Genomic DNA, 23,001 nt, shown 5'->3' with positions numbered 1-23,001 from the left:
GGACGGGACCGCACCCGCCGGGCGCCGCGGGGCCGGGCCCGGATCGCGGGGCCGGGACGACCCGCCCGGCAGCGACGCACCGGTCCCGCCGGGCTCCCGGGGCAGGCCCCGCGCTCCCCGGCGGTGCGGTACCGGGAAGCGGCCAAGGGCCGCGCCCCGGTGCCCATGATCCCCACGAACCACGCGAAGGCAGGCGAGCTACCCGCCCGGTTTCCGGCCCACGGTCGCCCCGCCCCGCCCGGGTCCGGCCCAACCGGGTACGCCGCCGGGCCCGGATCGCCCCGTCCGAGACCCGGACACGGCCGGTGGTCGCGCCCCGCGCCCCGCCGTCCGGTGCCCGGCCGACCGTCACCCCGACCCGCCGGGCCGCCGGGCCGCCGGGCCGCCGGGCCGCCGACGGGCCCGTACCGCCGGTCCGTTCAGCGCCGACCGGGGCCGGGGCTCACCGTTCGGGCACCCCGAAGACGCACCACACGCACTTGCCGCCGCCCCGCGAGTCCACTCCCCACGCGTCCGCCAGCAGATCCACCAGCAGCAGCCCCCGGCCCGAGACCCCGGACTCCCCGGCGTCACGCCTTCGGGGCAGCGCGCTGGAGCCGTCCTCGACCTCGACCCGGAGCCGTCTCGGGGGCCCGGGGACGACCCGTACGGTCACCTCGGCCGGGCCCTCGGTATGCGTCAGAGCGTTGGTCACCAGCTCGTCGGCGATCAGTTCGATCTCGTCCGCCCGGGCCCCGGCGCCCCAGGCCACCACGGCCGAGCGGACCATGTGCCGGGCGGAGCGCAGCGCCTCCGGGTCGTTCTGGGCGACGTGCTGGTGGAGCCTGCCGCCCGACCTCGGGGTGAGTGTGCCCCGGCGGCGCAGCAGGAGCAGGGCGACGTCGTCGTCGCCGCCGCGTTCGTCGACGACCTCGCAGAGGCGGTCGGCGAGCCGCTGGGGGTCCCGGGGGCCGTTGCGGACCAGCGCCGTCAACAGCTGGAGCCCGTCGTCGAGGTCGGCACCCGGCTGCTCGACCAGGCCGTCGGTGTAGAGCAGCAGGGTCTGCCCCGGGTCGAGTTCGACGGTGGTGACCGGGTATTCGAGCCAGCCGAACTCGGCGGAGAGTCCGAGCGGCAGCCCGCCGTCGACGGGGATCCGGCGGCAGCTGCCGTCGGTGTCGCGGACCAGTGGGTCGACATGGCCCGCGCGGACCATCTGGACCACTCCGGTCGACAGGTCGGCCTCGGCGTAGAGGCAGGTGGCGAAGCGGTCGGTGTCGAGTTCGTCGAGGAAGGCGGAGGCCCGGGCCATCACGGTGGCCGGGGTGTGGCCCTCGGCCGCGTACGCCCGCAGGACGATCCGCAGCTGGCCCATGACGGCGGCCGCGTCGGTGTCATGGCCCTGGACGTCGCCGATGACGGCGCCGACCCGGCCGCCGGGCAGGGTGATCACGTCGTACCAGTCGCCGCCGATGTCCCGGCCCATCCGGGCGGACCGGTACCGTACGGCGATCTGGGCGCCGGGCACATCGGGGATCCGGCGCGGCAGCATCGCCTGCTGGAGCCCTTCGGCGAGGTCGTGCTCCTGGTCGTAGAGGACGGCGCGCTGCACGCTCTGGGCGATGGTGCTGCCGATGGCGACGAGCAGATTGCGCTCCTCGGCGGTGAAGCCGGTCCGGTCGTCGTAGAGCAGTCCGAAGGCGCCGATGGGGCGGCCCTGGGCGATCAGCGGCAGATAGGCGGCGGCCTCCACCCCGAGCCCGGCGATATGCGGCCAGAGGACGGGATACGACCCGGCGAAGTCGTCGGGGCCCTCGATGAAGCGGGGTGCCAGGGTCCGGATGACCTCACTCATCGGGTACTGCTCGTCGACCCGGGTGTAGCGGGTGCCGGGGACGAACGCCTCCTGGGGCCCCTCGGCCACGAGATGGATCCGGCCGCCGGGCTCCAGCAGGCCCATGACCAGGCTGCGGGCGCCGAAGATCTCCAGCCCGTGGGTGTCCTTGAGGACGTCGATCACGTCCTGGACGGTCCTGGCGTGGGCCAGGGCGGCCGTGGTGGCCTCGACGACACTGGTCTGCCAGCGGCGTTCGGTGTCGGCGGCGATCCGGGCGGTGGAGTCCGCCAGCTCGGCAGTGGCGTCCCGGACGATGCCGATGACCCGGACCGGGCGGCCGTCGGCGTCCCGGCGGACACAGCCCTGGGAGTGGGTCCAGCGCAGGGTGCCGTCGCGGCGGCGGATCCGGAAGTAGACCCCGTAGTGGTCCCGGCCGCTCTTGAGCGCCTGGGCCACCCCGGCGTCGAGGCGCGCCGCCTCGTCGGACGGCATCCGGGCCATCACGGTGGCCCGCCGTCCGTCGTACTCGTCCGGCGGCAGGTCGAGCACCTCGTACGCGGGCGGGTCCAGATGCATCAGTCCGCTGGCCAGGTCCCAGTCGAAGCTGCCCATCAGGTTGAGGGTCAGGCTCCGGCCAGGATCGGCGGGCCAGTCGTCGGGAAGCGTCCGGGCCCCCGCTACCCGATCAACCATGCCGCCACTCTGCCATCATTTGTCGGATTATTCGACCCATTGCGTGATGACCGGGCGGTCAGGTCTCGTAGGTGTCCGGGTCCCCGGCGGGGTCCTCCGCGAGGTACTCCGCGGCCTCTCCGGTGAGGGAGTCGAAGCCGTCCCGCTCCACGGAGTCCGCTGAGTCCACGGGGTCCACGGGGTCTCCCGTGATTTCGGCGTCCCCGCCGAAGAGGAGGTCCGCAGGGTCCTCGGGGTCGATCTCCGCCTCCGGGACGTCCGGGCCGAACAGCGACTCGTCGCCCGTGCCGCCCGAAGCCGTCCCGCCGGAGTCCGCCCCGCCCGGAACAGCCTCGTCCGGAACGGCGCCGTCCAGGGCGTCGGGGGCCGCGGCGGCGGCGTCCCGGTCCCGGGCCGCCGGATAGGCGTAGACGTCGTCGGGGTTGACCGGGGGCACCACATCGGGCCGCCGGTCGTCCTCGCCGTCGGTACCGGTGGCCCGGTCGATCCAGGTGTCCTCGACGACGTCGACGATCACCAGGCTCTCCAGCGGCCGGGTGGCGGGCTTCACCACCACGACCCGGTCGGCGCTGTACCCCTGCCAGGCCGCGCCCCGCTGGATCACGCCGCCCTTCACGGCGACCGGCGACGACAGCGGGGTGCCCGAGGCGCACCGCAACCGGGGGGCGCCGTACCGGTCCACCAGGACGGCAGTTCCGGCCTGGAGCACCAGCTGGCGGGCGGGGGCGGCGCCCTTTCCGGCCCGGTAGCCGCGGCCGGTGACCCGGGTGTCGGCCCGCAGCACCACCGGGGTCAGTCCGCGCAGGAAGCCGGGCAGATCTCCGCGGGAGACGTCCGCGCCGTCGGCGAAGGCGGCGGCCCGGACGTCGTCGGCCCGCAACAGGGTGAGCTGCCGTTCCACGTCGCAGCTGCCGACGGAGCGGGTACCGCCGTAGAGCCCGGGGGTGGCGCCGGACATGGTGCGCAGGGTGTGGCCGCGCTGGGCGACACCGCCGCCCCCGGCGCCCGGGACGACGGGTTCGGGTACGGGGACGGAGAGCGTCCGGGCGCTGGTGGCGGTGTACGGGTCGGGCCCCTGCTCCGCCGCCGGTCTGAGGTGGACCTCCTCGTCGCGGTCCCGGTCCGGTTCGGACCCGCCGCCTCCGCAGCCCGCGGCGAGCACGCCGAGACACACGGCGGCGGGCAGGGCGGCGACCGCCACCGGCCACCGGCGGCGGGGCCGGTGGCGTCCGTTCAACTTCCGCTTCCGCATGGTCCGCTTCCGCCTCTCCGCCCCGCCCGTGCCGGGGTGCAGGCGCCGTGGCCCGCGGCCACGGCGGAGGTCCGCTGTGTCTGTGCGTCCTTTCTTCCGGATCAACCCGGGACCCGCGACTTGAACGCGTTCAACCCTGCGCCTAGGCTCGGCCGTCAGGGGGATGGATCGGCTCGGACCCGGGGGTGGCACGGATGGCGTCGGTACTGGTCGGCCTGGTGGCGCGGCTCGTGACAGGGGCGTTCGGGGGCGCCCGCCCGGGGCCGCCCGGTTTCCTCGTGCCCGTTCGGAGCAGCCCGAGCTATCCCGAGACGGGCGCGACCCGGCTGGGCCCGATGCCGGACGGCTACGGGCATCTGCACCACACGGTCCGGATCGGGCGGGGCCGCCCGCTGTACGAGGCCGCGGGCGCGGCCGTCCTCGACTGGCGGATGCACTCGGCGGCCGGCTGCCGCCCCCGGACCACCGGCCCGGCGGCCGAGCCCGGCACCCAGGTGGAGGTCTCCCTGGGGGTGGGCCCGCTCCGGCTCCCGGGCCGCTGCGCGGTGGTCTGGGCCGAGTCCGGCCGGACCCGGACCGGTTTCGGCTACGGCACCCTGCCCGGTCATCCGGAACGCGGCGAGGAGTGCTTCGTGGTGGACATCAGGGACGACGGGTCGGTCTGGTTCACCGTCATGGCCTTCAGCCGTCCGGCCCGCTGGTTCACCCGGCTCGCCGGCCCGCTGATCCCGCCCGTCCAGCGGGCCTACGCCCGCAGGCTGGGCCGTACGGTACGCCGGCTGGCCGCCCCGGCGGGCGCGGCGGGGGTGCCGGGTCCGTACGGCCCGTTCGATACTGGGCGGGATGGAGTGGTTCGTTGACGACGGCTACGCGCTGAGCCGGCTGGTCTTCCAGCGGGTGCTCGCGGCCGTCTATCTGGTCGCGTTCCTCACGGCGGCCCGTCAGTTCCGGGCGCTGATCGGCGAGCGGGGCATGCTGCCGGTGCCCCGGTATCTGCGCGGCGTGCCGTTCCGCCGGGCGCCGGGCCTCTTCCGGCTGCGCTACTCGGACCGGCTCTTCGCCGCCTGCTCCTGGACCGGGGTGGCGCTCTCGGCGGCCCTGCTCGCCGGGGCCGCCGACGACATCCCGCTCGCCCTGGCGATGGCCTGGTGGGCGGTGCTCTGGGCGCTGTATCTCTCCATCGTCAACGTCGGCCAGGTCTGGTACGGATTCGGCTGGGAGTCCCTGCTGCTGGAGACGGGTTTCCTCGCGGTCTTCCTCGGCAACGACCGGACCGCTCCGCCGGTCCTGGTGCTTCTGCTGCTGCGCTGGCTGCTGTTCCGGGTGGAGTTCGGCGCCGGAATGATCAAAATGCGCGGCGACCCCTGCTGGCGGGATCTGAGCTGTCTCCGGTATCACCACGAGACCCAGCCGATGCCGGGCCCGCTGAGCCGCTTCTTCCATCTGCTGCCCGCGCCGCTGCACCGGGTGGAGGTCGCGGCCAACCACGTCGCCCAGCTCGTCCTGCCGTTTCTGCTCTTCACCCCGCAGCCGGTGGCATCGGTCGCGGCCGGTCTGATCGCCGTGACCCAGCTGTGGCTGGTGCTCTCGGGCAACTTCGCCTGGCTGAACTGGCTGACGATCGCCCTGGCGCTGTCGGCGGTGGACGGTTCCCTGGTGGGCGCCCCGGCGCGGGCGGCTCCCGAGCCGCCCGTCTGGTACGTGGTCCTGGTCGTCGCGGTCACCGTCCTGGTGGTGGTCCGCAGCTACCGGCCCGCGCGCAATCTGCTCTCCCGGGAGCAGCGGATGAACACCAGCTGGGATCCGTTCCATCTGGTGAACTCCTACGGCGCCTTCGGCACGGTGAGCCGGGTCCGCCGGGAGGTGGTGATCGAGGGGACGGCCGAGCCGGTCGTCGGCCCGGACACGGTGTGGCGGGAGTACGGCTTCCGGGGCAAGCCGACGGATCCGTACCGTACGCCCCGGCAGTTCGCCCCGTACCATCTGCGGCTCGACTGGCTGATGTGGTTCGCCGCGCTCTCGCCCGGCTATGCCCGCGCCTGGTTCGGGCCGCTGGTGGAGCGGCTGCTGGCGGGCGACCGGGACACGCTGCGGCTGCTGCGGGTGAATCCGTTCCCGGACGCGCCGCCGGTCTTCGTCCGGGCCCGGATCTGGCGCTATCGCTTCACCACCCGGGCCGAGCGGCGGGCGACGGGGGCGGTCTGGCACCGGGACGGGGAGCGGGAGTTCTGGCCGCCGACCCGGCTCGGACGCTGAGCCCCGGGCCGGTTCGGCGGGCATGCTACGGCCGGGCGGCTTCCGGAACGCCCGTGCCCCCGCCGGGTCGGCGGGGGCACGGGTACCGGGCGGAACCGCCGTCCGGTCAGTCGATTCCGGGCAGGATGTGCGGCTCGGCGAGGTCGTCCTCGTATCCGGCCAGCCGGATCGGGGCGGACCTGGCCCAGACGTCCAGACTGCCGAGCTGCTCCGGGCGGGCGCTCCGCTCCCGGGTCCGTTCCGGGGGGCGCGTCTCGTACTGCTTCACCTCAGGTGTCACCGCGAACTCCTCTGTGTCGCGCAACAAGGGACAGGGCGAATCGGTCGCGGTGGCGCCGGCGTTCGGGCGGGACCGCAGCCTGGTTGCAGACGTGTCCCAGGACGGCCGGAAGGCTTTTGTGGATCCTCTTGGTGGCGTCCGTGGGTCTCAGAGTAACCACATGAGCGGGGCACCGCTCGATGGGGGCTGGTGAATTCCTCGCATTCCAGCCGTGATCCGGTCGAAGGTCCACGACGGCGGGGCGCCGGAGAAGCGCCGGGTCGCTGTGACGGGTGATGCCACGGATGGAGTAGTGGCGTCAGCGGCACGAGCGGTTCACGGGCGGCCACCGTGCGGAATCGTTTCCGGGGGCGCCGTCGTGCGACGGCGCCCCCGGAAACGGCGCGTTTCCACCGCTGCGGCCGGGACGCCCGCGGCCCCGCGGCCCGGCGGCGTCCCGGAGGACTACCACTTGCCGGGCGCGTAGTCCTTCAGGAAGCAGCCGTACAGATCCTCGCCCGCCTCGCCGCGCACGATCGGGTCGTAGACCCGGGCCGCGCCGTCGACCAGGTCGAGCGGGGCGTGGAAGCCCTCGTCGGCCAGCCGCATCTTGTCCGGGTGCGGGCGCTCGTCGGTGATCCAGCCGGTGTCGACGGCCGTCATCAGGATCCCGTCGGAACGGAACATCTCCTCGGCGCTGGTCCGGGTGAGCATGTTCAGCGCCGCCTTCGCCATATTGGTGTGCGGATGTCCGGCGCCCTTGTAGCCCCGGGCGAAGACGCCCTCCATGGCGGAGACGTTGACGACGTACGTCCGGCGCGCGGCCGAGGCGGCCATCGCCGGGCGGAGCCGGCTGATCAGGATGAACGGGGCGGTCGAGTTGCAGAGCTGGACCTCGAGCAGCTCGACCGGGTCGACCTCGGAGACGGTCTGGATCCAGCTGTTCGTGGCGTCCAGGTCGGGGACGAGTCCGCCCGCGTCGATCGCCGTACCGGCCTCGATCCGGGCCGGGGTGGCCGAGCCCGAGACCAGGGCGAGCCCGGTGACGTCCGCCGCCGTCAGGCCCTCACCGGCGGCGCGCGGCAGGGCGGCCACCGGGTCCACGGCACCGCTGCCGAAGGTGCCGATCACCTCGGCCGGAGGCAGTACGCCCGCGGGCAGCGGCGCGGACTCGGCGGCGACCAGCTCGCGGTAGGCCGCCGGGGAGCGGCGGACGGTCTGCGCCGCGTTGTTGATCAGTATGTCCAGGGGACCTTCGGCGGCGACCGAGTCGGCGAGGGCGACGACCTGCGCCGGGTCCCGCAGATCGATACCGACGATCTTGAGCCGGTGGATCCACTCGTCGCTGTCGGGCATGGCCTTGAAGCGGCGGATCGCGTCGTTGGGGAAGCGGGTGGTGACCGTGGTGTGGGCGCCGTCGCGCAGCAGCCGCAGGGCGATGTACATCCCGATCTTGGCCCGGCCGCCGGTGAGCAGGGCGCGTCGGCCGGTGAGATCGGTCCTGGCGTCCCGGCGGGCCCGGTTCTCGGTCGCGCAGTCCGGGCAGAGCTGGTGGTAGAAGGCGTCGACCTCGACGTACCGGGACTTGCAGACATAGCAGGACCGGGGGCGCTTGAGTATGCCCGCGAGCTGCCCCTGTGCCGACGAGGACGGCAGCAGGCCCTCGGTCTCGTCGTCGATCCGCTCGGCGGAGCCGGTGGCGGTGGCCTCGGTCACGGCCTTGTCGTGCGCGGTCTTGGAGGCCCGGCGCTCCTGGCGCCTGCGCTGCTTGACCGTACGGTAGATGCCCGCGGTGGCCCGGCGGACGGTGATCGCGTCGGGGTGGTCGACGTCCAGCTCGTCCAGCTCGTCCAGCACGCTGAGGCAGACGGCCAGCCGCTCCGGGTCGATACCGGGCCCGTACGACGCGGGGCTGTCCTCTGTCACCGTCATGAGCTGTGCCATTCCTCGATCGCGGGGCGCGCGGGGCTGACCGCGCGCTGATCACCCGGGGGTTCCAAAAGCGCGATTTTACCGAGCGGAGGGGTACGGACCAAATGTGATCGTCCCGGCCGGTGCCCCGTCCGGGGGCCGGAGCCGGTTCCGCCGGGTACGCGGCCGGGGCCGGGCCGCGCGGATCAGCCGTCCGAAGCTGCTTCCCGCGCCCCGGGCGGGGTGTCGAAGGCGCAGTCCCCGCAGAGCCCGCCGCCCACCCGGTAGTGCAGGCAGCACGTGGTCCGCCGCATCCCGGGGTCCCGCACGGTCCGGGCCAGATCGGGGTGGTCGAAGAGGCCGTCGGCGAGGGCCCGGGCCCGGTCGGCGGCGTCGGTACGGCCGGTACGGCGGGCCCAGGCGTCGATCTCGCGGACGGCCCCGGCGAGCGCGGAGCCCGCGTTGCCCCAGAGCAGCCCGGGCGAGATCCGGGTGTCGCGGCGGACGGCGGCGGCGAGCGGGACGAGATGGGCCTCCTGGACGGCGGCCCGGATCGCGGCCACGGACGCGGTCAGGGTGCCCGGATCGGTCAGCAGCAGATCGTCGGGGGTCGTCCGGTCGGGGGTCCAGCGGAGATCGCCGGGGCGGAGCGCGGGGAGGGTGCCGTGGAGGGCGGCGGAGCCGAGCGCGACCGACCAGAGCCGGGCGGCGAGTCCGAACTGGGCGATGGAGGCGGCGACCCGCCGCTCCCGGGCGCCGAGCCGGTCGGCGACGAGGTCGATCCGGCGGGCGAGCGGGGCGGTGTCGCCCGCGTAGACGGCGGCGAGCGGAGTGGCGGCCGGGGCAGGATCCGTACCGGCCGGGGGCGCGCCGGTGCGCAGGGCGAAGAAGCCCCCGATGACACCGGTGGCAGCGATTTCGGCTGCTCCGGCTGCTCCCGCTGTTCCGGCCTCGCCGTCCGGTCGTGCTCCCCCGCTCATCCGCCGCCCCTTCCCTGGTCGCCCGTAGTCGGCCGTTCCCGCGTCGCGCTCTCCCTGTGCCGCCGTCGACGGCTGTCGCATGGTGCCATGCCGGGCGTACCGTGGTCCTGTCGGCCTTCGTGCCACCGCGCGGCTCCGCCGGCGTACGGACCGGTGCGGATCCACGGGTTCCGGCGCCCCGGGGCTCGTTCCGGGGTACGCCCCGCGACCTGCCCGGATGTCGGGGATCAGACCTGGGGCCTACGCTCGTACTCCGTCGGCAGTAGGAGGGATTGCCTGCTCCAGGACGACGACGGGACGCCGTAACAGAGGGATCGTGATCTCTATGAGTCCCCTTCTGCTCGCCGTGCTGCTGTCCCTGGTCTCCGCGGTCGCCTATGCGGCCGGGGCGATCGTGCAGGAGCACGTCGCGGCGACCGCGCGCGCCTACGCCCCCCTGAACCACCCCGGGTGGTGGTGTGCCGTCGCCCTGAACGGGGTCGGCGCGCTGCTGCATGTGATAGCCCTCGCCTACGGGCCGCTCAGTGTCGTCCAGCCGCTGGGCGCGCTGACGATCGTGTTCGCCCTGCCGCTGGCCGCGGTCTTCGTCCGGCGGCGGGCCGGGGCGACCGCGTGGCGCGGGGCGCTGCTGGCGACCGTGGGGCTCGCGGGTCTGCTGGCGCTCAGCGGGGACGCCGGGAACTCGGCCTCCTCGTCGCTGAGTACGGGGCAGCGGGCGCTGCTGGGCGCGGTGACGTTCGGGGCGGTCGCCCTGGTGTTCCTGGTGGCGCAGACGATCAACCGGCCGGTGCTGCGGAGCGTGCTGCTCGCGGCGGCGGCCGGGGTGGCGTTCGGGATCGGTTCCGTGTTCACCAAGACCGTCGCGGTCGACTGGGAGTGGTCGGAGCCGTTCGCCCAGTGGCCCAGTCTGCTCGCGGTCGCCGTCCTGGCCACCGGTGGACTGCTGCTCTCGCAGGCGTCGTACCGGGGTGCGGGGCTCGCGGCGCCGCTGGCGACGGTGACGGTGGTCAACCCGGTGGTCGCGACGGCGGTCGGACTGACCATGCTCGGGGAGTCGTTCCGGGGCGGTGCCCCGGGCGCGGTGCTGGCGATCGGGTTCGGCGCGGTGGCGGCGGCCGGGCTCGCCCTGCTCACCTCGGAGCGGCTGGCGGCCGCCCGGGACCGGGAGGCCGCGGTGGCCGCCGGGGAGCCGGGGAACACGCGCGAGACCGCGGCCGGGGCGGACGGCGGACCGGACGCGGACCCGGTGTCGCGGGGCGGCGCGGAGGCCGAAGGGCGTCCCGGCGGTACGTCGCCGGTGTCGTACGGCCCGGGCGCGGCGGACCGGACCGGGAGGCGGGGGTTTCGCGGCTGCGGATCCCGCGCACCCGGATATCGGACCGCCGCCCGGCACCGGGGCCGCCGGACCGTGCCGGGGCCGTCGCCGGAGCAGCGGACCCCGGCGGCGCGGGGGTCAGATTGAGACGCCACCGGACCTGAGGTAGGCGAGGGGGTCGATGTCGGTGCCGTAGCCGGGGCCGGTACGGACCTCGAAGTGGAGATGGGGGCCCGAGCTGTTGCCGGTGTTCCCGGAGCGGCCGATCCGCTGGCCGCTGGCGACCTGCTGGCCGGAGCGGACGGTGAGCGCGGAGAGATGGGCGTACTGGCTGTACCGGCCGTCGTCGTGGCGGACGACGACCTGGTACCCGTAGGCACCGGCCCAGCCCGCGGAGACCACGAGGCCGTTGGCGACGGACTTGACCGAGGTACCGGTGGAGACGGGGAAGTCGACCCCGGTGTGGTAGCCGCTGGACCAGGCGGAGCCCGCCTTGCGGTAAGCGGTGCCGATGGCGCCGTCGACCGGGGCGCTCAGCCCGGCCCGGGACGGGGCGGCCTGCCGGGTCTTCCTCGGCTGGGGCTTCTGGGTCTGCTGGGGCTTGGTGGCGGGCCGCTCGGCGCGCTCCTTCCGCACCTCGGGCGCGGCCTTGCGGGGCGCCTGCTTGCGGGCCTGCTCGCCGGTGGCCCGCTGCCGGGGCGCGGGGGCCGCCGTCTTCGGGGTGCGGTCGGTGCCGGCGGCGCGCTCCCGGACCGGCGCCGAGCCCTTCGCGGGGGCCGACATCTTGATGACCAGCTTCTGGCCGGGGTGGATCAGATCCGGGTCGGAGCCGACGGTGGCCCGGTTCTGCTCGTAGAGGGCGGGCCAGCCGCCCCGGACGTTCTTGGCGTCGGCGATCGAGGAGAGGGAGTCGCCGCCCGCGACGGTGTACCCCTGGCGCTGGGTCGGGACCGTGGTCGGGGTCGCCTTCTGCTGCTTGGGGGGCGCGGTCCGCTGCGGGGCGGCCTGCCGCGTCTCGGCGGCGGCGGTCCGGCCGCCCTGGGCCTTGTCGCCCCGCTCGGGGGAGACGGCGGGCGCGTCGCCGCCGCGGCTGAGCCCGGCCTTGCCGGAGCAGTGCGGCCAGGCACCGGGACCCTGGGCCTCCAGGACCCGCTCGGCGACGGCTATCTGCTGGTCCTTGCTGGCGAGGTCGGCCCGCGGGGCGTACTCGCGGCCGCCGAACGCCTCCCAGGTGGACTGGCTGAACTGGAGCCCGCCGTAGTAGCCGTTACCGGTGTTGATCTTCCAGTTGTTGGTCGACTCGCAGGCGGCGACCTTCTCCCAGACGTCGACGGAGGCGGCCTGGCTGGTGCCCGCGGCGATCAGCGGGAGCGCCACGCCGGACGCGCCCGCGGTGACCGTCAACGACGCGCGGTTGATACGGCTCGGCTGTTGGCGGCGGTGGCGACCGGTTGCGGCCATGGTGCTTCTCCCCCTGGGGCAGGCAGAACTGAAACGACTGGTACGACGAGTACGGCTGGTCAAGCACGGTAGATCACGGAACGGTCACGTACCAAGCCGTCAACCTAGGCCGTCCACTCCGGCCCTGACAAGGGCTCAGCGCCCCGCGCACGGCGGCAGACGGGGGCGGACACCCCCCTGGGGCCGGTCCGGGGCCGTCGCCCGAACGCCGCCCCGACCCCGCGCCATCGGGGCGAACACGGGCTCGAACGGGGAAATTTTCCGGGCCCCGCGGGAATTGACGACGAGTGAGCGGCCGGAGCCGCGGCACCACGCACGACCGCCGGATCGACCGGCCGGACGGCATCCGCGGACCCCGCGGGTGATCTTCGGCACACGCCTCTGACCACAGGAGTTTCTGATGAGTGGTAGCGCCCGGATCGGTGTCACGGGACTCGCGGTGATGGGCCGCAATCTCGCCCGCAACTTCGCCCGGAACGGCTTCACGGTCGCCGTGCACAACCGCACGGCGGCCAGGACCCGGGCCCTGGTCGAGGAGTTCGGGGACGAGGGGGAGTTCGTCCCCGCCGAGTCGGCGGAGGAGTTCGTCGCCGCGCTCGAACGGCCCCGCCGACTGGTGATCATGGTCAAGGCGGGCGGGCCGACGGACGCGGTGATCGAGGAGTTCGCGCCCCTCCTCGACGAGGGCGATGTCATCATCGACGGCGGCAACGCGCACTTCGCCGACACCCGGCGCCGCGAGCGGGAGCTGCGGGAACGCGGGATCCACTTCGTGGGCGTCGGCATCTCCGGCGGCGAGGAGGGCGCCCTGCACGGCCCCAGCATCATGCCCGGCGGCTCCGAGGAGTCGTATGCCGCCCTGGGCCCGCTGCTGGAGCGGATCGCGGCGAAGGCGCCCGACGGCGCGCCGACCGTGGCCCATATCGGCCCGGACGGCGCGGGTCACTTCGTCAAGATGGTCCACAACGGCATCGAGTACGCGGATATGCAGCTGATCGCCGAGGCGTACGATCTGCTCCGCTCGGTGGCGGGCTACTCCCCCGCCGAGATCGCCGGGACGTTCCGGCGGTGGAACCGGGGGCGGCTGGGCTCGTATCTGATCGAGATCACGGCCGAGGTACTGGCCCATACGGACGCGGCCACCGGGAAGCCGTTCGTGGACGTCGTCGCCGACCGGGCCGAGCAGAAGGGCACGGGCCGCTGGACCGTACAGACGGCGCTCGACCTCGGGGTGCCCGTCTCGGGGATCGCGGAGGCGGTCTTCGCCCGCTCCGTCTCGGGCCACGCGGCGCTGCGGGAGGCGTCGCGCGACCTGCCCGGCCCGGCGCCGCGGCCCCTCGGCGCGGCCGAGGCCGCGGCCTTCGCCGACGCCGTGGAGCAGGCGCTGTACGCCTCGAAGATCGTCTCCTACACCCAGGGCTTCCATCAGATCGCGGCGGGCGGCGACGAGTTCGGCTGGAACGTCGATCTCGGCTCGGTGGCGTCGATCTGGCGGGCGGGGTGCATCATCCGGGCGGACTTCCTCGACCGGATCCGGGAGGCGTACGACACCCGGCCCGGCCTGCCGGGCCTGCTGTCGGACAAGCGGTTCGCGGCGGAGATCGGCGCGGCGCAGGACGACTGGCGGGAGGTCGTCGCCACGGCGGCCCGCCAGGGCGTGCCGACGCCGGGCTTCTCGGCGTCCCTGGCGTACTACGACGCGCTGCGCGCGGAGCGCCTCCCGGCCTCCCTCACCCAGGGCCAGCGGGACTTCTTCGGCGCGCACACCTACCGCCGTACCGACCGCGAGGGGTCGTTCCACACCCTCTGGGGCGGGGACCGCTCGGAGGTCGCGGCGGACTGACCGGCCGTACGGCCCGGGGGCCGGGGCGCGCCGGACGCGCCCCGGCCGTCAGGGGCTCGCAGGCCCGTACCGCACCCGGACGGGCGTCAGGCCGGGCCGGGCTGGGGCCGGGGCTCCGGATCGGGCCCGGGACCGGGACCGGGCGGCCTCACCGGGTCGGGCGGAGTGGGCGGCGGCTGCGGTGTCGGTACGGGGCCCGGCAGCGGGCCCGGGCCGGGGCCCGGCGGGCCCGGCGACGGCACGGGTGACGGAGGTACGGGGGGCTGGGTCATACGGTCCTCCAGGATCCGGAGTCGTGCGTTCCACTGTCTCCCGGTACGGGTTCCCGCGCCCGCCGGGCCCACACTCCCCCCGGCGGTCACCCTCCGTTCAGGGCCGTCACCGCCGCGCGCAGCCCGGACTCGGGCCCCGCCAGAACCGGGATCGCCGTACGGGCGTATTTGGCGGCGGGGGCCATCGACGCCTGGGCGAGCACGATCACCGCCGTATCGCGGACGGCGTCGATCGCGGCGGCCACCGTCCGGGCGTACCCCTCGGTGTCCCCGGCCTCGAACCGCTCCCAGGCCCCGGGGACCAGGACGTGCCGCAGTTCGAGGGGGCGCCCGGCGGCCTCGGCCCTGATCAGGGCCTCCGTGGGCCCCAGGGTGCTCGCCACGGTGGCGAGCACCGCGACCCGGCCCCGGGCGGCGGCCTCGGCCGCCATCGGCCGGTCCACCCGGAGTACGGGCACCCCGTACCGTCCGGCGCTCGCCTCGGCGACGGCCCCGATGGTCGAACAGGTGCAGAGCACCGCCCCCGCCCCGGCCGCGACCGCCCGCCCCACGGCGGCGGAGACCTCGTCGGCGACCGCGTCGGGTCCCTCGGCGGCGGCGCGGGCCAGCAGCTCCTCGTGGACGAGATGGCGCAGCCCGACCCCCGGATGGTGCCGGTCGCGCAGCGCGTCGAAGACCGGCGGATGCACGGCCGAGGTGTGGAGCAGCGCCAGTACGGGCCCGGCGGAACCCGCCGGGCCCCCGTCGCTCACCACCGGTCGGGCCGGGCCCTCAGCTCGTCCTCGGCCGCCGCGACCAGCCCGGCCGGGGCCTTTGGGGCCTCGTCGCGGTGCCGCTCGGCCCAGCGCGCGGCGTACGGGCACAGCGGTACGACGGCGAGGCCCGCCCGCCCGGCGATCGCGTAGAACTCACGGACCAGGGCGCCGGCGATGCCCCGGCCCTCGTAGCCGCGGTCGACCACGGTGTGCACGGCGACCAGCGCGGCGGGCGCGCCGTCCCGGTCCAGGACGAAGTACTGGATCCGCCCGGTCACGGTCCCGTCGCCGTCGTACGCCTCCAGCAGGCCCCGGGCCCGGTCGTCCCGCAGCTCGTACTCCGATGCCTCGGCCATCACACCGCTCCTTCGCTCATCGGTCGCCGCCGGGGCCCGCGACGGCACCGGGGCTCCGCTCGGTCCGGCTCCCGGGCACGGGCGCCGACACGTCGCTCCCCAGCTCCACGATGCGGTTCCCCGCGTCCACATGCACCACCCGCGGCACCAGGGCCCGCGCCTCCGCGTCGTCCACCTGGGCGTAGCTGATGAGAATGACCACGTCCCCGGGGTGGACCAGATGGGCGGCGGCACCGTTGATCCCGATCACCCCGGAGCCGCGTTCGCCCTCGATGACATAGGTCTCCAGCCGGGCGCCGTTGGTGACGTCGACGATATGGACCAGCTCACCGGCGAGCAGATCGGCGGCCTCCATCAGCTCGCCGTCGATCGTGACGGAGCCGACGTAGTGCAGATCGGCCTGCGTCACGGTGGCACGGTGGATCTTGGACTTGAACATTGTACGCAACATCGGAGCACTCCCACCAGTAGGCTCCCTGCCTGTGTTTTTGCAGGTCAAGGGCTTCTTCGACACCCTATAACGAGTCGCATGTCCAGGCAGCTGACCCCAGGTTCCTCAGGACTCATGCTGACCACTTGCCGATTTTCCTGACGTCTCGCCAGATGGCTGAAGAGATCTTCGCCCAACCTCGCGGACCCTGCCGTGGTGACGGTCCAAGCCTACGCAGCACCCCCGAATGACATCCGTGACAACGGTCACGCGGACGGTCCGGACCGCAGCCAGAAGCGAAGGCGCTCGACCGGAGGTCGGACTCCCAGGGCGATACACCGGGCCCGGCCGGGCCCGGAAGACCAGCCGCCACGCGCCGTTCCTCCGGGAGCCCTCCGTGCGTGGTTCAGCAGCCGATGGCGCCTCCGCCCCGGCGCCGGACGGCGACGACCGCGGGGCGGACCAGACGGCCGGGGCCTTCGGGCCAGGTACTGCCCGGGTGTTCCGCGGTGGCGCCGTCCGTCTCGCCGGGGTGCTGGACGGCGACCAGGATCCGGCGTTCCTGGACGACGGGGCCGCAGGTCTCCGCTCCGAGCGGGACGGTGAGGAACTGCTTCAGCTCCCCGCGCCTGGCGCCGTCGGTGGCGACACCGAACAGGCCGTCGTTGGTGCCCAGGTTGTTGCCGTCGGTGGAGATCCACATATTGCCGTGGGGGTCGAAGGTGATGTTGTCGGGGCAGGAGATGGGGCTGACCCGGTCCTTCGGGTATCCGGCGAAGTAGGTGGCCGGATCCGCCGGGTCACCGGCGACGAGGAAGAGCCGCCAGGCGAAGGCCTCCGCGGGAAATGGCTCGCGGGGGCGGGAGTTGTGTGCTGATCTTGGACCGCATGACCCATGATCCATTTTCCCGGCGCCGGCTGATCACCGCCGCCGGAGCCGTCGGCGCCGCCGCCGCGCTCACCCCTCAGCCCGCCACCGCCGCAGCCGTGAGCTCCGGCCCCGTGAGGCGGCGGTCGGCGGCGCTGATCGTCCACAACGCGCGCGTGCTCACGGGCGGGCGCGGGGTCCGGGTGCGGGAGGCCATCGCGGTCGGCCGGGACGGAAAGGTCCTGGCGACCGGGAGGTCCCAGGACATGCGGCGGTTCGCGGGGCGGGACACCGAGGTGGTCGACGCCCGGCGGGGGACCGTGATGAGCGGGATCGTGGACGGGCACGCCCACCCGGTGGCCGCCGGTGCCGCGACGCTCAATCCGAGCCTGGGCTATCCGGAACTGACCATTGAGCGGCTGCAGGAGCTGCTGCGGGGATTCCTCGCCGATCCCGGGTACGGGAGCGAGCCGGACGGCTGGCTGGTGGTGGCGGACTGGGACCCGGTGGGGCTGCTGCCCGCCGGGACCGTTCCCCACCACCGGTTCCTCGACGCACTCGCCACCCGCCGTCCGATCGTGATCATCGCTTCGGACGGTCACAACAGCTGGGTCAACCGGCGCGCGCTCGAACTCGCCGGGATTACCGCCACCACCCCCGACCCGCCGGGCGGACAGATCGAGCGGGACGCGGACGGCATGCCCACCGGACTCCTCAAGGAGGAGGCCCAGGGCCTGGTGCACGAACTGCTGCCGGACCACCCGGTCAGCGCGGTGGTCGAGGCCACCGCCCGGGCTCTCTCGCAGGCCGCCGCCCAGGGAATCACCGCGTTCCTGGACGCCTCCGCCGACGAGTGGCACCTCGGCGTCTACGCCGAACTCGCCCGCACCGGACGCCTCCCGCAGCGCGCCGCCGCCGCCCTCAGGCTCGACGCCCACGAGATCCGAGACCCGTACGAGGGACTGAGCTGGCTTCAGGCCACCCGCCGCCACTACCAGGAAGTCGACGGGCTCCATCTGCGGACCGCGAAAGTCTTCGTGGACGGCGTCATGGAGTACCCCGCCCACACCGCCGCCCTGATCGACCCCTACCTCGACGGACACGGCAACCCCACCCGACACCGCGGCCAGCTCCACCTGGAACCGGCCGACTTCGCCCGCCTCGCCGCCCTCCTCGACCAAAACGGCTGGCAGATCCACGCCCACGCCATCGGCGACCGCGCCGTCCGCACGGCCCTCGACGGATACGAAACCGCCCAACGCGCACACGGGCGGCGCGGCAACCGCCACACCATCACCCACCTCCAACTCGTCCACCCCACCGACCTCCAGCGCTTCGCCCACCTCGGCGTCATCGCCTCCATGCAACTCCAGTGGGCCATGCGCGACACCTGGACCATGGACGCCCTCCTTCCTTACATCGGCCCCGAACGCCACCGCCGCCTCTACCCCGCCCGCAGCCTCGAACGCCACGGCACCCCACTCGCCGGCGGCTCCGACTGGCCCGTCGACCCACTCCACACCTGGAACCAGATCCGCACCGCCATCGACCGGCAAGGCGCCGACTCCGACGGCCCCCTCCACCCCGAACACCAAGCCATCAGCCGCACCTCCGCGCTGCGCATGCACACCACCGGCGCCGCACGACAACTCCGCATGGACCACATCACCGGCACGCTCACCCCGGGCCGGGCCGCCGACCTCGTCCTCCTCGACCGCGACATCACCCGCGTACCCGTACCGGAGATCAGCGGCACCCAGGTCCGGCTCACCCTCGTGAACGGTATTGCGGTACACGACGCGGACACAGCCGCAGGCAGGGCCGTACGAGCACAAACGGAACGTCCAGCGGCCGGAGCGTCCCGGCGCCCGGCACACGCGAACCGCCACCAGTCCTGCGAGGGCCATGCCTGAGGGCGGTCTCACGATTCGGGACTGGTCGAGGACGCAGACGAGAAGGTGCCGGCCAGGACCATCGCGCGCTACGGCCGTGTCGGTCTTCTCCGCATTGATGGGCTGGGCTGTGTGGAGCCGGACCGCAGGGGCGCTGAGCTGCTATTCCAGGTTCTGACAGATAGCGATGAGAAGAACAGCGTCGCCATCGCCTCGAACGAGAATTTCAGCGGCTGGACCAAGATCTTCACCAACCCGCGGCTCTGCGCGGCCATCGCCGACCGGCTCACCTTCGGTGGAAGCCTGATCCAGACCGGCACGGATTCCTACCGACTCACCCTCACCCGAGCCCGGGTCGCAGCTCAGAACTCCGCCGGCTAACCACACCACCCTGGAGGCACCGAGCCTGGAGCCGGTGGGGCCCGGGCGTGATGCGTACCGTGTCGAACGAATCTTCAGGACTGCGCCGCCCACCCTTGCTGTGGGAGCAGCGCTGCTGCCTGCCTTTGGAGAGGCGCACGGATACCGGCGAACCGGCCCGAGCTTCTGACCGGCCCTGGGCGAAGGGGTTGACGGAGCCGTTCCTCCGCGCGGCCGGGCGCCCACGGGCCCAGAACCGAATCGAACGCCTCGCAAAGACGCCGGTCAGACCACCACGCCGAAGAGTCGGCGTCGGCGGTCCGGCTGTGGCCGACCGCTGACTTCAGGCGACCCGGCGGGGTCCCCGCCCGTGATCACCGTCACGGTGCGGTCCCCCGCCGGGCCGGGTCGTCAGCGTCCGGGGCCGGGTCCCGCAGGCAGGGGGTCGACCGGGTGGCGGGCCAGGGCGTGTACGGTCACCGTCATCCACGGCCATACCGGCAGGCCGGAGATGATCGCGTGGAGTTCGGTGGGGTCGGCGGCCTGCCACAGCCCCCAGTTCTCGGTCCGGCCGGGCACCCGCCACATGCGGACCAGGTGACCGGCGGCGGCCAGCTCGGCGGCGCGGGCGCGTTCGGCGGCGGAGACCTCCTCCTTCCGCTCCGGGTCCATGTCGTGGGGCCAGTCGATCCGGATGTTGACCAGGAATTCCATGGGTGTCCTCGGTGTGGTGGTCGGTGTCAGTGGGCGAAGGGGTCGGCCGGGACCCCGTACTCGGTGATGACGGACTTGGTCTGGAGGAACTCGTCGACGGCCTCGACGCCGTTCTCCCGGCCTAGCCCGGACTGCTTGTGGCCGCCGAACGGCACCGACCAGTGGAGGAGCCGGTAGGTGTTCACCCAGACGACCCCGGCCTCCAGTCGGCCGGCGAGCCGGTGGGCGCGTCCGGCGTCCCGGGTCCAGAGTCCGGCGGCGAGTCCGTACTCCAGGGAGTTGGCGAGGGCGACGGCCTCGTCCTCGGTGGTGAACCGCTGGACGGTGGCGACGGGGCCGAAGACCTCCTCGCGGCCGACCGCGGCCTCGGGCGGTACGTCCACGAGGACCGTCGGCCGGTACCAGAAGCCGCCCTCCGGGACGCTGCCGGGCCGGGCCGGGCCACCGGCGACCACGCGGGCTCCGGCCGCCACCGCGTCGTCGACGTACGCCGCGACCCGTGCCAGCGCCGCCGCCGACGCCAGGGGGCCGATCTGGGTACGGGCGTCGCGCGGGTCGCCGACCCGCAGATCGGTCACGGCGGCGGCCAGGCGGTCGACGAACTCCTCGTACACCTCGTCCTGGACGAGGATCCGCGAGCCCGCCACACAGGTCTGGCCCGCCGCGGAGAAGGCGCCCTGCCGGGCGGCGGCCACCGCCGCGCCGAGATCCGCGTCGGCGAAGACGACATGGGCGGACTTGCCACCGGCCTCGCAGACGAACCGCTTCATCCGGGCGGCGGCGCGGGCGCCGATCTCCCGGGCGACCTCGGTACTGCCGGTGAAGGTGACCATGGCGACGTCCGGGTGGTCGGTGAGCAGCCGGGCCTCGTCGGCGCCGCCGATGACGGCGGTGACGACACCGGGCGGGAATCCGGCCTCCAGGGCCAGTTCGGCGAGGCGGACGGAGGAGGCGGGAGCCTGCGGCGGGGGTTTGAGGACCACGGTATTGCCCGCGGCGAGGGCCGGGGCGAGCTTCCAGGACCCCAGGGACAGGGCGCCGTTGAAGGGGGTGAGGGCGGCGACGACCCCGAGGGGTTCGCGGCGGACCGTGGCGTGCGCGGTGGCGCCGAGGGGACGGGAGCGGTCCTCCAGGGTCTCGGCGACGGCCGCGAAGTAGCGGTACCAGCGGGCGAGTACGGCGACTTCGGCCCGGGTCGCCGCGAGCGGCTTGCCGTTGGCGCGGGTCTCCAGCGCCGCGAGTTCGTCCCGGTGGGCGGTGAGCACATCCCCGAGCCGGTACAGGAAATCGGCGCGGGCGTGCTGGGGCAGGCCGCCCCAGGAGGGGGACCGCAGGGCGGCGCGGGCGGCGGCGACGGCGGTGTCGACGGCGCCCGGGTCCTGGTGGGCGGTGGCCCAGCGGCCGCCGGTCGCGGGATCGACGAGCGGGATCTCCGTACCGGCGGGGGCGGCCCGGCGGTCCCCGGTGAACGAGGTCCAGACCGGCGGTGGTCCGGTGTCGGCCGGGTTCTCGGGCGAGGTCATGGTGTCGGGGTCCTTCCGGTGGTGAGCGCCGTGCGCACGGCGGGGGTGTCGTGGTGGTGGCAGGCCACGGTGTGGTCCGCGGCGCCGTCCACCGGGGTGGACGGCGGGGCTTCGGTACGGCACAGGTCGGTGGCGAAGGCGCAGGCCCGCTGGAAGCGGCAGCCGGGCGGCGGGTCGGTGGGGTCCGGGGGTTCGGCCCGCAGCCGGGTGCCCGTGCCGGGCGCGGGGGCGCGCGGGTCGGGTACCGGCACGGCGGCGAGCAGGGAATGGGTGTAGGGGTGGCGGGGCCCGTCGAAGACGGCGGCGCACGGCCCGGTCTCCATGACCCGGCCGCCGTACATCACGACGACCCGGTCGGAGATGTGCCGGACGACACCCATGTCGTGGGAGATGAAGAGAAAGCTGACCTCGCCGTCCCGGCGGAGGTCCTTGAGGAGGTTGACGATCTGGCCCTGCACGCTGACGTCGAGGGCGGAGACGATCTCGTCGCAGACGATGAAGCGGGGCTCGACGGCGAGGGCGCGGGCGATGGCGGCCCGCTGCCGCTGCCCGCCGGAGAGTTCGTGCGGGTAGCGGTCGGCGAGTTCGGGGGCGAGTCCGACCCGGGCGAGCAGGGCGGCGGCCCGGGCGGGGGCCTCGGCCCCGGGGACCGTACGGTGGACCCGGACGACCTCACGGATCATCGCGCCGATGGTCATCCGGGGGTTGAGGCTGGCGTACGGGTCCTGGTGGACGATCTGGACGGCGCGGGCCAGCGATCTGTCCGCGCGGAGTTCGGCGAGCGGGCGGCCCTCGATCAGGACGCGTCCGGCGGTGACCGGGGAGAGGCCGACCAGGGCCCGTCCGGTGGTGGTCTTGCCGCTACCGCTCTCGCCGACGACGGTGACGATGCCGCGGGCCGGGACCGTGAAGGAGACGCCGTCGACCGCGCGGGCGGCGCCGGTGACGCGGCGGAGCACTCCGGTCCGGACGGGGAAGCGGACCTCCAGGTCCTCGACGGTGACGGCGTCGGGCGCGGTGGGCGTACGAGGGGTCATGCGGAGGCTCCTGCGGGATGCGCCGCGCCCGCGGCGGGGGCGGGGTAGGGGCAGCGGACGTGGTGGGGGCGGGCGCCGGGCAGGGGCAGCAGTTCGGGTACGGAGTCGGCGCAGGCGGGCCGCGCGTCGCCGCAGCGCGGCTGGAAGGCGCAGCCGGGCGGCGGGTCCGCGGGGTGGGGCGGGAAGCCGGGGATGTTGGGGAGCCGGTCGACCCGGTGGTCCATCCGGGGGACGGAGGCCATCAGGGCGCGGGTGTAGGGGTGGCCGGGGGCGTCGAAGAGTGCCGTGGTGGGCGCGGTCTCGACGATCCGGCCGCCGTACATGACGGCGATCCGGTCGGTGACGCCCGCGACGACTCCCAGGTCGTGGGTGATCAGGACGAGGGCCATCCGCAGTTCCCGGCGGAGGCGGTCGATCAGTCCGAGGACCTGGGCCTGGATGGTGACGTCGAGGGCGGTGGTGGGTTCGTCGGCGATCAGCAGCCGGGGTTCCCGGCTGATCGCCATGGCGATCAGGACCCGTTGGCGCATACCTCCGGAGAGTTCGTGGGGGTAGGAGCGGAGCCGGTCCCGGGGGCCGGGGATGCCGACGAGGTCGAGGAGTTCGGCGCAGCGGTCGGCGGCGGAGCGGCGGCGGTGTCCGTCGTACCGGACGAGGGGTTCGGCCATCTGGGCGCCGACGGTCATCGCCGGGTTGAGGGCGGAGAGGGCGTCCTGCGAGACCAGGGCGATACCGCTGCCGCGGATCTCGCGCAGGCCCTTGGGGCCGAGTCCGCCGATGTCTCGGCCGTCGAAGACGACACGCCCGGAGATCTCGGCGCCCTCGTGGCCGAGCAGGCCGAGGACGGCCAGCATGGTCTGGCTCTTGCCGCAGCCCGATTCGCCGACGACCCCGAGGGCCTCGCCCTCGGCGACGCCGAACGAGACGTCCCGTACGGTCTCCACGGCGCCGCCCCGGTAGGCGACCTTGAGGTGTTCCACTTCGAGAACGGACACGCTGGTGCCTCCC

18 protein-coding genes and 2 pseudogenes are annotated in these 23,001 nt (G+C 74.1%); 6 read left to right on the top strand and 14 right to left on the bottom strand.

Annotated features, from left to right (window positions below):
- Positions 1-442 precede the first annotated feature (442 nt).
- Together ABZ714_RS03360 and ABZ714_RS03355 are read right to left on the bottom strand one after the other, a co-directional pair.
- Positions 443-2,509: a SpoIIE family protein phosphatase gene (locus ABZ714_RS03360; protein WP_358823428.1), complete on the bottom strand. Its 2,067-nt coding sequence runs from the start codon at positions 2,507-2,509 to the stop codon at positions 443-445.
- A 58-nt stretch (positions 2,510-2,567) separates the two neighbouring features.
- Positions 2,568-3,761 carry a DUF6777 domain-containing protein gene (locus ABZ714_RS03355; RefSeq protein ID WP_358823427.1) on the bottom strand — a complete coding sequence of 398 codons (1,194 nt, stop codon included), beginning with the start codon at positions 3,759-3,761 and terminating at the stop codon, positions 2,568-2,570.
- 278 nt (positions 3,762-4,039) lie between these two features.
- Here ABZ714_RS03355 and ABZ714_RS03350 point away from each other — a divergent pair, with 278 nt between their 5' ends.
- A complete protein-coding gene (locus ABZ714_RS03350) occupies positions 4,040-4,621 on the top strand; it encodes a DUF1990 domain-containing protein (RefSeq protein WP_358823447.1) in 582 nt (193 codons plus the stop codon).
- Complete coding sequence (locus ABZ714_RS03345) at positions 4,605-6,017, top strand: lipase maturation factor family protein (protein ID WP_358823426.1); 1,413 nt, start codon at positions 4,605-4,607, stop codon at positions 6,015-6,017. The genes ABZ714_RS03350 and ABZ714_RS03345 overlap by 17 nt, the downstream gene beginning before the upstream one ends.
- A 106-nt stretch (positions 6,018-6,123) precedes the next feature.
- Here the strand turns inward: ABZ714_RS03345 and ABZ714_RS03340 are convergent, their stop codons facing one another.
- From ABZ714_RS03340 to ABZ714_RS03330, 3 genes are all read right to left on the bottom strand, one after another.
- A complete protein-coding gene (locus ABZ714_RS03340) occupies positions 6,124-6,297 on the bottom strand; it encodes a hypothetical protein (protein WP_358823425.1) in 174 nt (57 codons plus the stop codon).
- 444 nt (positions 6,298-6,741) lie between these two features.
- Entirely contained in the window at positions 6,742-8,208 is a 1,467-nt protein-coding gene (locus ABZ714_RS03335; protein WP_358823424.1) for an SDR family NAD(P)-dependent oxidoreductase, read from the bottom strand.
- A 185-nt stretch (positions 8,209-8,393) separates the two neighbouring features.
- Complete coding sequence (locus ABZ714_RS03330; protein WP_358823423.1) at positions 8,394-9,167, bottom strand: (2Fe-2S)-binding protein; 774 nt, start codon at positions 9,165-9,167, stop codon at positions 8,394-8,396.
- 325 nt (positions 9,168-9,492) lie between these two features.
- Here ABZ714_RS03330 and ABZ714_RS03325 point away from each other — a divergent pair, with 325 nt between their 5' ends.
- Positions 9,493-10,629, top strand: coding sequence for a DMT family transporter (locus ABZ714_RS03325; protein ID WP_358823422.1), 1,137 nt, complete (start codon positions 9,493-9,495; stop codon positions 10,627-10,629).
- Here ABZ714_RS03325 and ABZ714_RS03320 read toward each other — a convergent pair.
- Positions 10,621-11,943, bottom strand: coding sequence for a transglycosylase family protein (locus ABZ714_RS03320; RefSeq protein ID WP_358823421.1), 1,323 nt, complete (start codon positions 11,941-11,943; stop codon positions 10,621-10,623). The two genes, ABZ714_RS03325 and ABZ714_RS03320, sit on opposite strands and share 9 nt — an antisense overlap.
- Positions 11,944-12,343: 400 nt before the next feature.
- On the opposite strand from ABZ714_RS03320, the gene gndA reads away from it, so the two are divergent.
- Positions 12,344-13,786, top strand: coding sequence for an NADP-dependent phosphogluconate dehydrogenase (gene gndA, locus ABZ714_RS03315; protein ID WP_358823420.1), 1,443 nt, complete (start codon positions 12,344-12,346; stop codon positions 13,784-13,786).
- A 358-nt stretch (positions 13,787-14,144) separates the two neighbouring features.
- Here the strand turns inward: gndA and ABZ714_RS03310 are convergent, their stop codons facing one another.
- From ABZ714_RS03310 to ABZ714_RS03295, 4 genes and pseudogenes are all read right to left on the bottom strand, one after another.
- A complete protein-coding gene (locus ABZ714_RS03310; protein ID WP_358823419.1) occupies positions 14,145-14,813 on the bottom strand; it encodes an aspartate/glutamate racemase family protein in 669 nt (222 codons plus the stop codon).
- Positions 14,807-15,169 carry a GNAT family N-acetyltransferase gene (locus tag ABZ714_RS03305; protein ID WP_358823418.1) on the bottom strand — a complete coding sequence of 121 codons (363 nt, stop codon included), beginning with the start codon at positions 15,167-15,169 and terminating at the stop codon, positions 14,807-14,809. Before ABZ714_RS03305 ends, ABZ714_RS03310 begins: the two co-directional genes overlap by 7 nt.
- 16 nt (positions 15,170-15,185) lie before the next feature.
- On the bottom strand, positions 15,186-15,620 hold the full coding sequence (panD, locus tag ABZ714_RS03300) for an aspartate 1-decarboxylase (protein WP_358823417.1): 435 nt from the start codon (positions 15,618-15,620) through the stop codon (positions 15,186-15,188).
- Between the two features lie 385 nt (positions 15,621-16,005).
- Positions 16,006-16,440: pseudogene (locus tag ABZ714_RS03295) on the bottom strand (alkaline phosphatase PhoX); the annotation flags it as partial.
- A 47-nt stretch (positions 16,441-16,487) separates the two neighbouring features.
- Between ABZ714_RS03295 and ABZ714_RS03290 the strand changes: the two are divergent.
- Positions 16,488-18,380, top strand: coding sequence for an amidohydrolase (locus tag ABZ714_RS03290; RefSeq protein ID WP_358823416.1), 1,893 nt, complete (start codon positions 16,488-16,490; stop codon positions 18,378-18,380).
- Between the two features lie 15 nt (positions 18,381-18,395).
- Positions 18,396-18,740: pseudogene (locus ABZ714_RS03285) on the top strand (ATP-binding protein); the annotation flags it as partial.
- A 390-nt stretch (positions 18,741-19,130) separates the two neighbouring features.
- Here the strand turns inward: ABZ714_RS03285 and ABZ714_RS03280 are convergent.
- The 4 genes from ABZ714_RS03280 to ABZ714_RS03265 are packed head-to-tail and all read right to left on the bottom strand — an operon-like array spanning position 19,131 to position 22,988.
- Entirely contained in the window at positions 19,131-19,433 is a 303-nt protein-coding gene (locus tag ABZ714_RS03280) for a muconolactone Delta-isomerase family protein (RefSeq protein WP_358823415.1), read from the bottom strand.
- Positions 19,434-19,459: 26 nt separating this feature from the next.
- Complete coding sequence (locus ABZ714_RS03275; protein WP_358823414.1) at positions 19,460-20,956, bottom strand: aldehyde dehydrogenase family protein; 1,497 nt, start codon at positions 20,954-20,956, stop codon at positions 19,460-19,462.
- On the bottom strand, positions 20,953-21,993 hold the full coding sequence (locus tag ABZ714_RS03270) for an oligopeptide/dipeptide ABC transporter ATP-binding protein (protein ID WP_358823413.1): 1,041 nt from the start codon (positions 21,991-21,993) through the stop codon (positions 20,953-20,955). Before ABZ714_RS03270 ends, ABZ714_RS03275 begins: the two co-directional genes overlap by 4 nt.
- Complete coding sequence (locus ABZ714_RS03265) at positions 21,990-22,988, bottom strand: ABC transporter ATP-binding protein (RefSeq protein WP_358823412.1); 999 nt, start codon at positions 22,986-22,988, stop codon at positions 21,990-21,992. The genes ABZ714_RS03270 and ABZ714_RS03265 overlap by 4 nt, the downstream gene beginning before the upstream one ends.
- Positions 22,989-23,001 lie beyond the last annotated feature (13 nt).

The sequence above is a fragment of the Streptomyces sp. NPDC006798 genome (assembly GCF_040635975.1).
In the GTDB taxonomy this organism is placed as follows: Bacteria; Actinomycetota; Actinomycetes; order Streptomycetales; family Streptomycetaceae; genus Streptomyces.
This window is presented reverse-complemented; position numbering and strand designations above follow the sequence as displayed.

Coding starts and splice junctions, on each gene's coding strand:
- ABZ714_RS03275 (WP_358823414.1), bottom strand. CDS start 20,956: ATGACCTCGCCCGAGAACCCGGCCGACACCGGACCACCGCCGGTCTGG.
- ABZ714_RS03330 (WP_358823423.1), bottom strand. CDS start 9,167: ATGAGCGGGGGAGCACGACCGGACGGCGAGGCCGGAACAGCGGGAGCA.
- ABZ714_RS03325 (WP_358823422.1), top strand. CDS start 9,493: ATGAGTCCCCTTCTGCTCGCCGTGCTGCTGTCCCTGGTCTCCGCGGTC.
- panD (WP_358823417.1), bottom strand. CDS start 15,620: ATGTTGCGTACAATGTTCAAGTCCAAGATCCACCGTGCCACCGTGACG.
- ABZ714_RS03280 (WP_358823415.1), bottom strand. CDS start 19,433: ATGGAATTCCTGGTCAACATCCGGATCGACTGGCCCCACGACATGGAC.
- ABZ714_RS03290 (WP_358823416.1), top strand. CDS start 16,488: ATGACCCATGATCCATTTTCCCGGCGCCGGCTGATCACCGCCGCCGGA.
- ABZ714_RS03355 (WP_358823427.1), bottom strand. CDS start 3,761: ATGCGGAAGCGGAAGTTGAACGGACGCCACCGGCCCCGCCGCCGGTGG.
- ABZ714_RS03305 (WP_358823418.1), bottom strand. CDS start 15,169: ATGGCCGAGGCATCGGAGTACGAGCTGCGGGACGACCGGGCCCGGGGC.
- ABZ714_RS03335 (WP_358823424.1), bottom strand. CDS start 8,208: ATGACGGTGACAGAGGACAGCCCCGCGTCGTACGGGCCCGGTATCGAC.
- ABZ714_RS03320 (WP_358823421.1), bottom strand. CDS start 11,943: ATGGCCGCAACCGGTCGCCACCGCCGCCAACAGCCGAGCCGTATCAAC.
- ABZ714_RS03270 (WP_358823413.1), bottom strand. CDS start 21,993: ATGACCCCTCGTACGCCCACCGCGCCCGACGCCGTCACCGTCGAGGAC.
- gndA (WP_358823420.1), top strand. CDS start 12,344: ATGAGTGGTAGCGCCCGGATCGGTGTCACGGGACTCGCGGTGATGGGC.
- ABZ714_RS03345 (WP_358823426.1), top strand. CDS start 4,605: ATGGAGTGGTTCGTTGACGACGGCTACGCGCTGAGCCGGCTGGTCTTC.
- ABZ714_RS03360 (WP_358823428.1), bottom strand. CDS start 2,509: ATGGTTGATCGGGTAGCGGGGGCCCGGACGCTTCCCGACGACTGGCCC.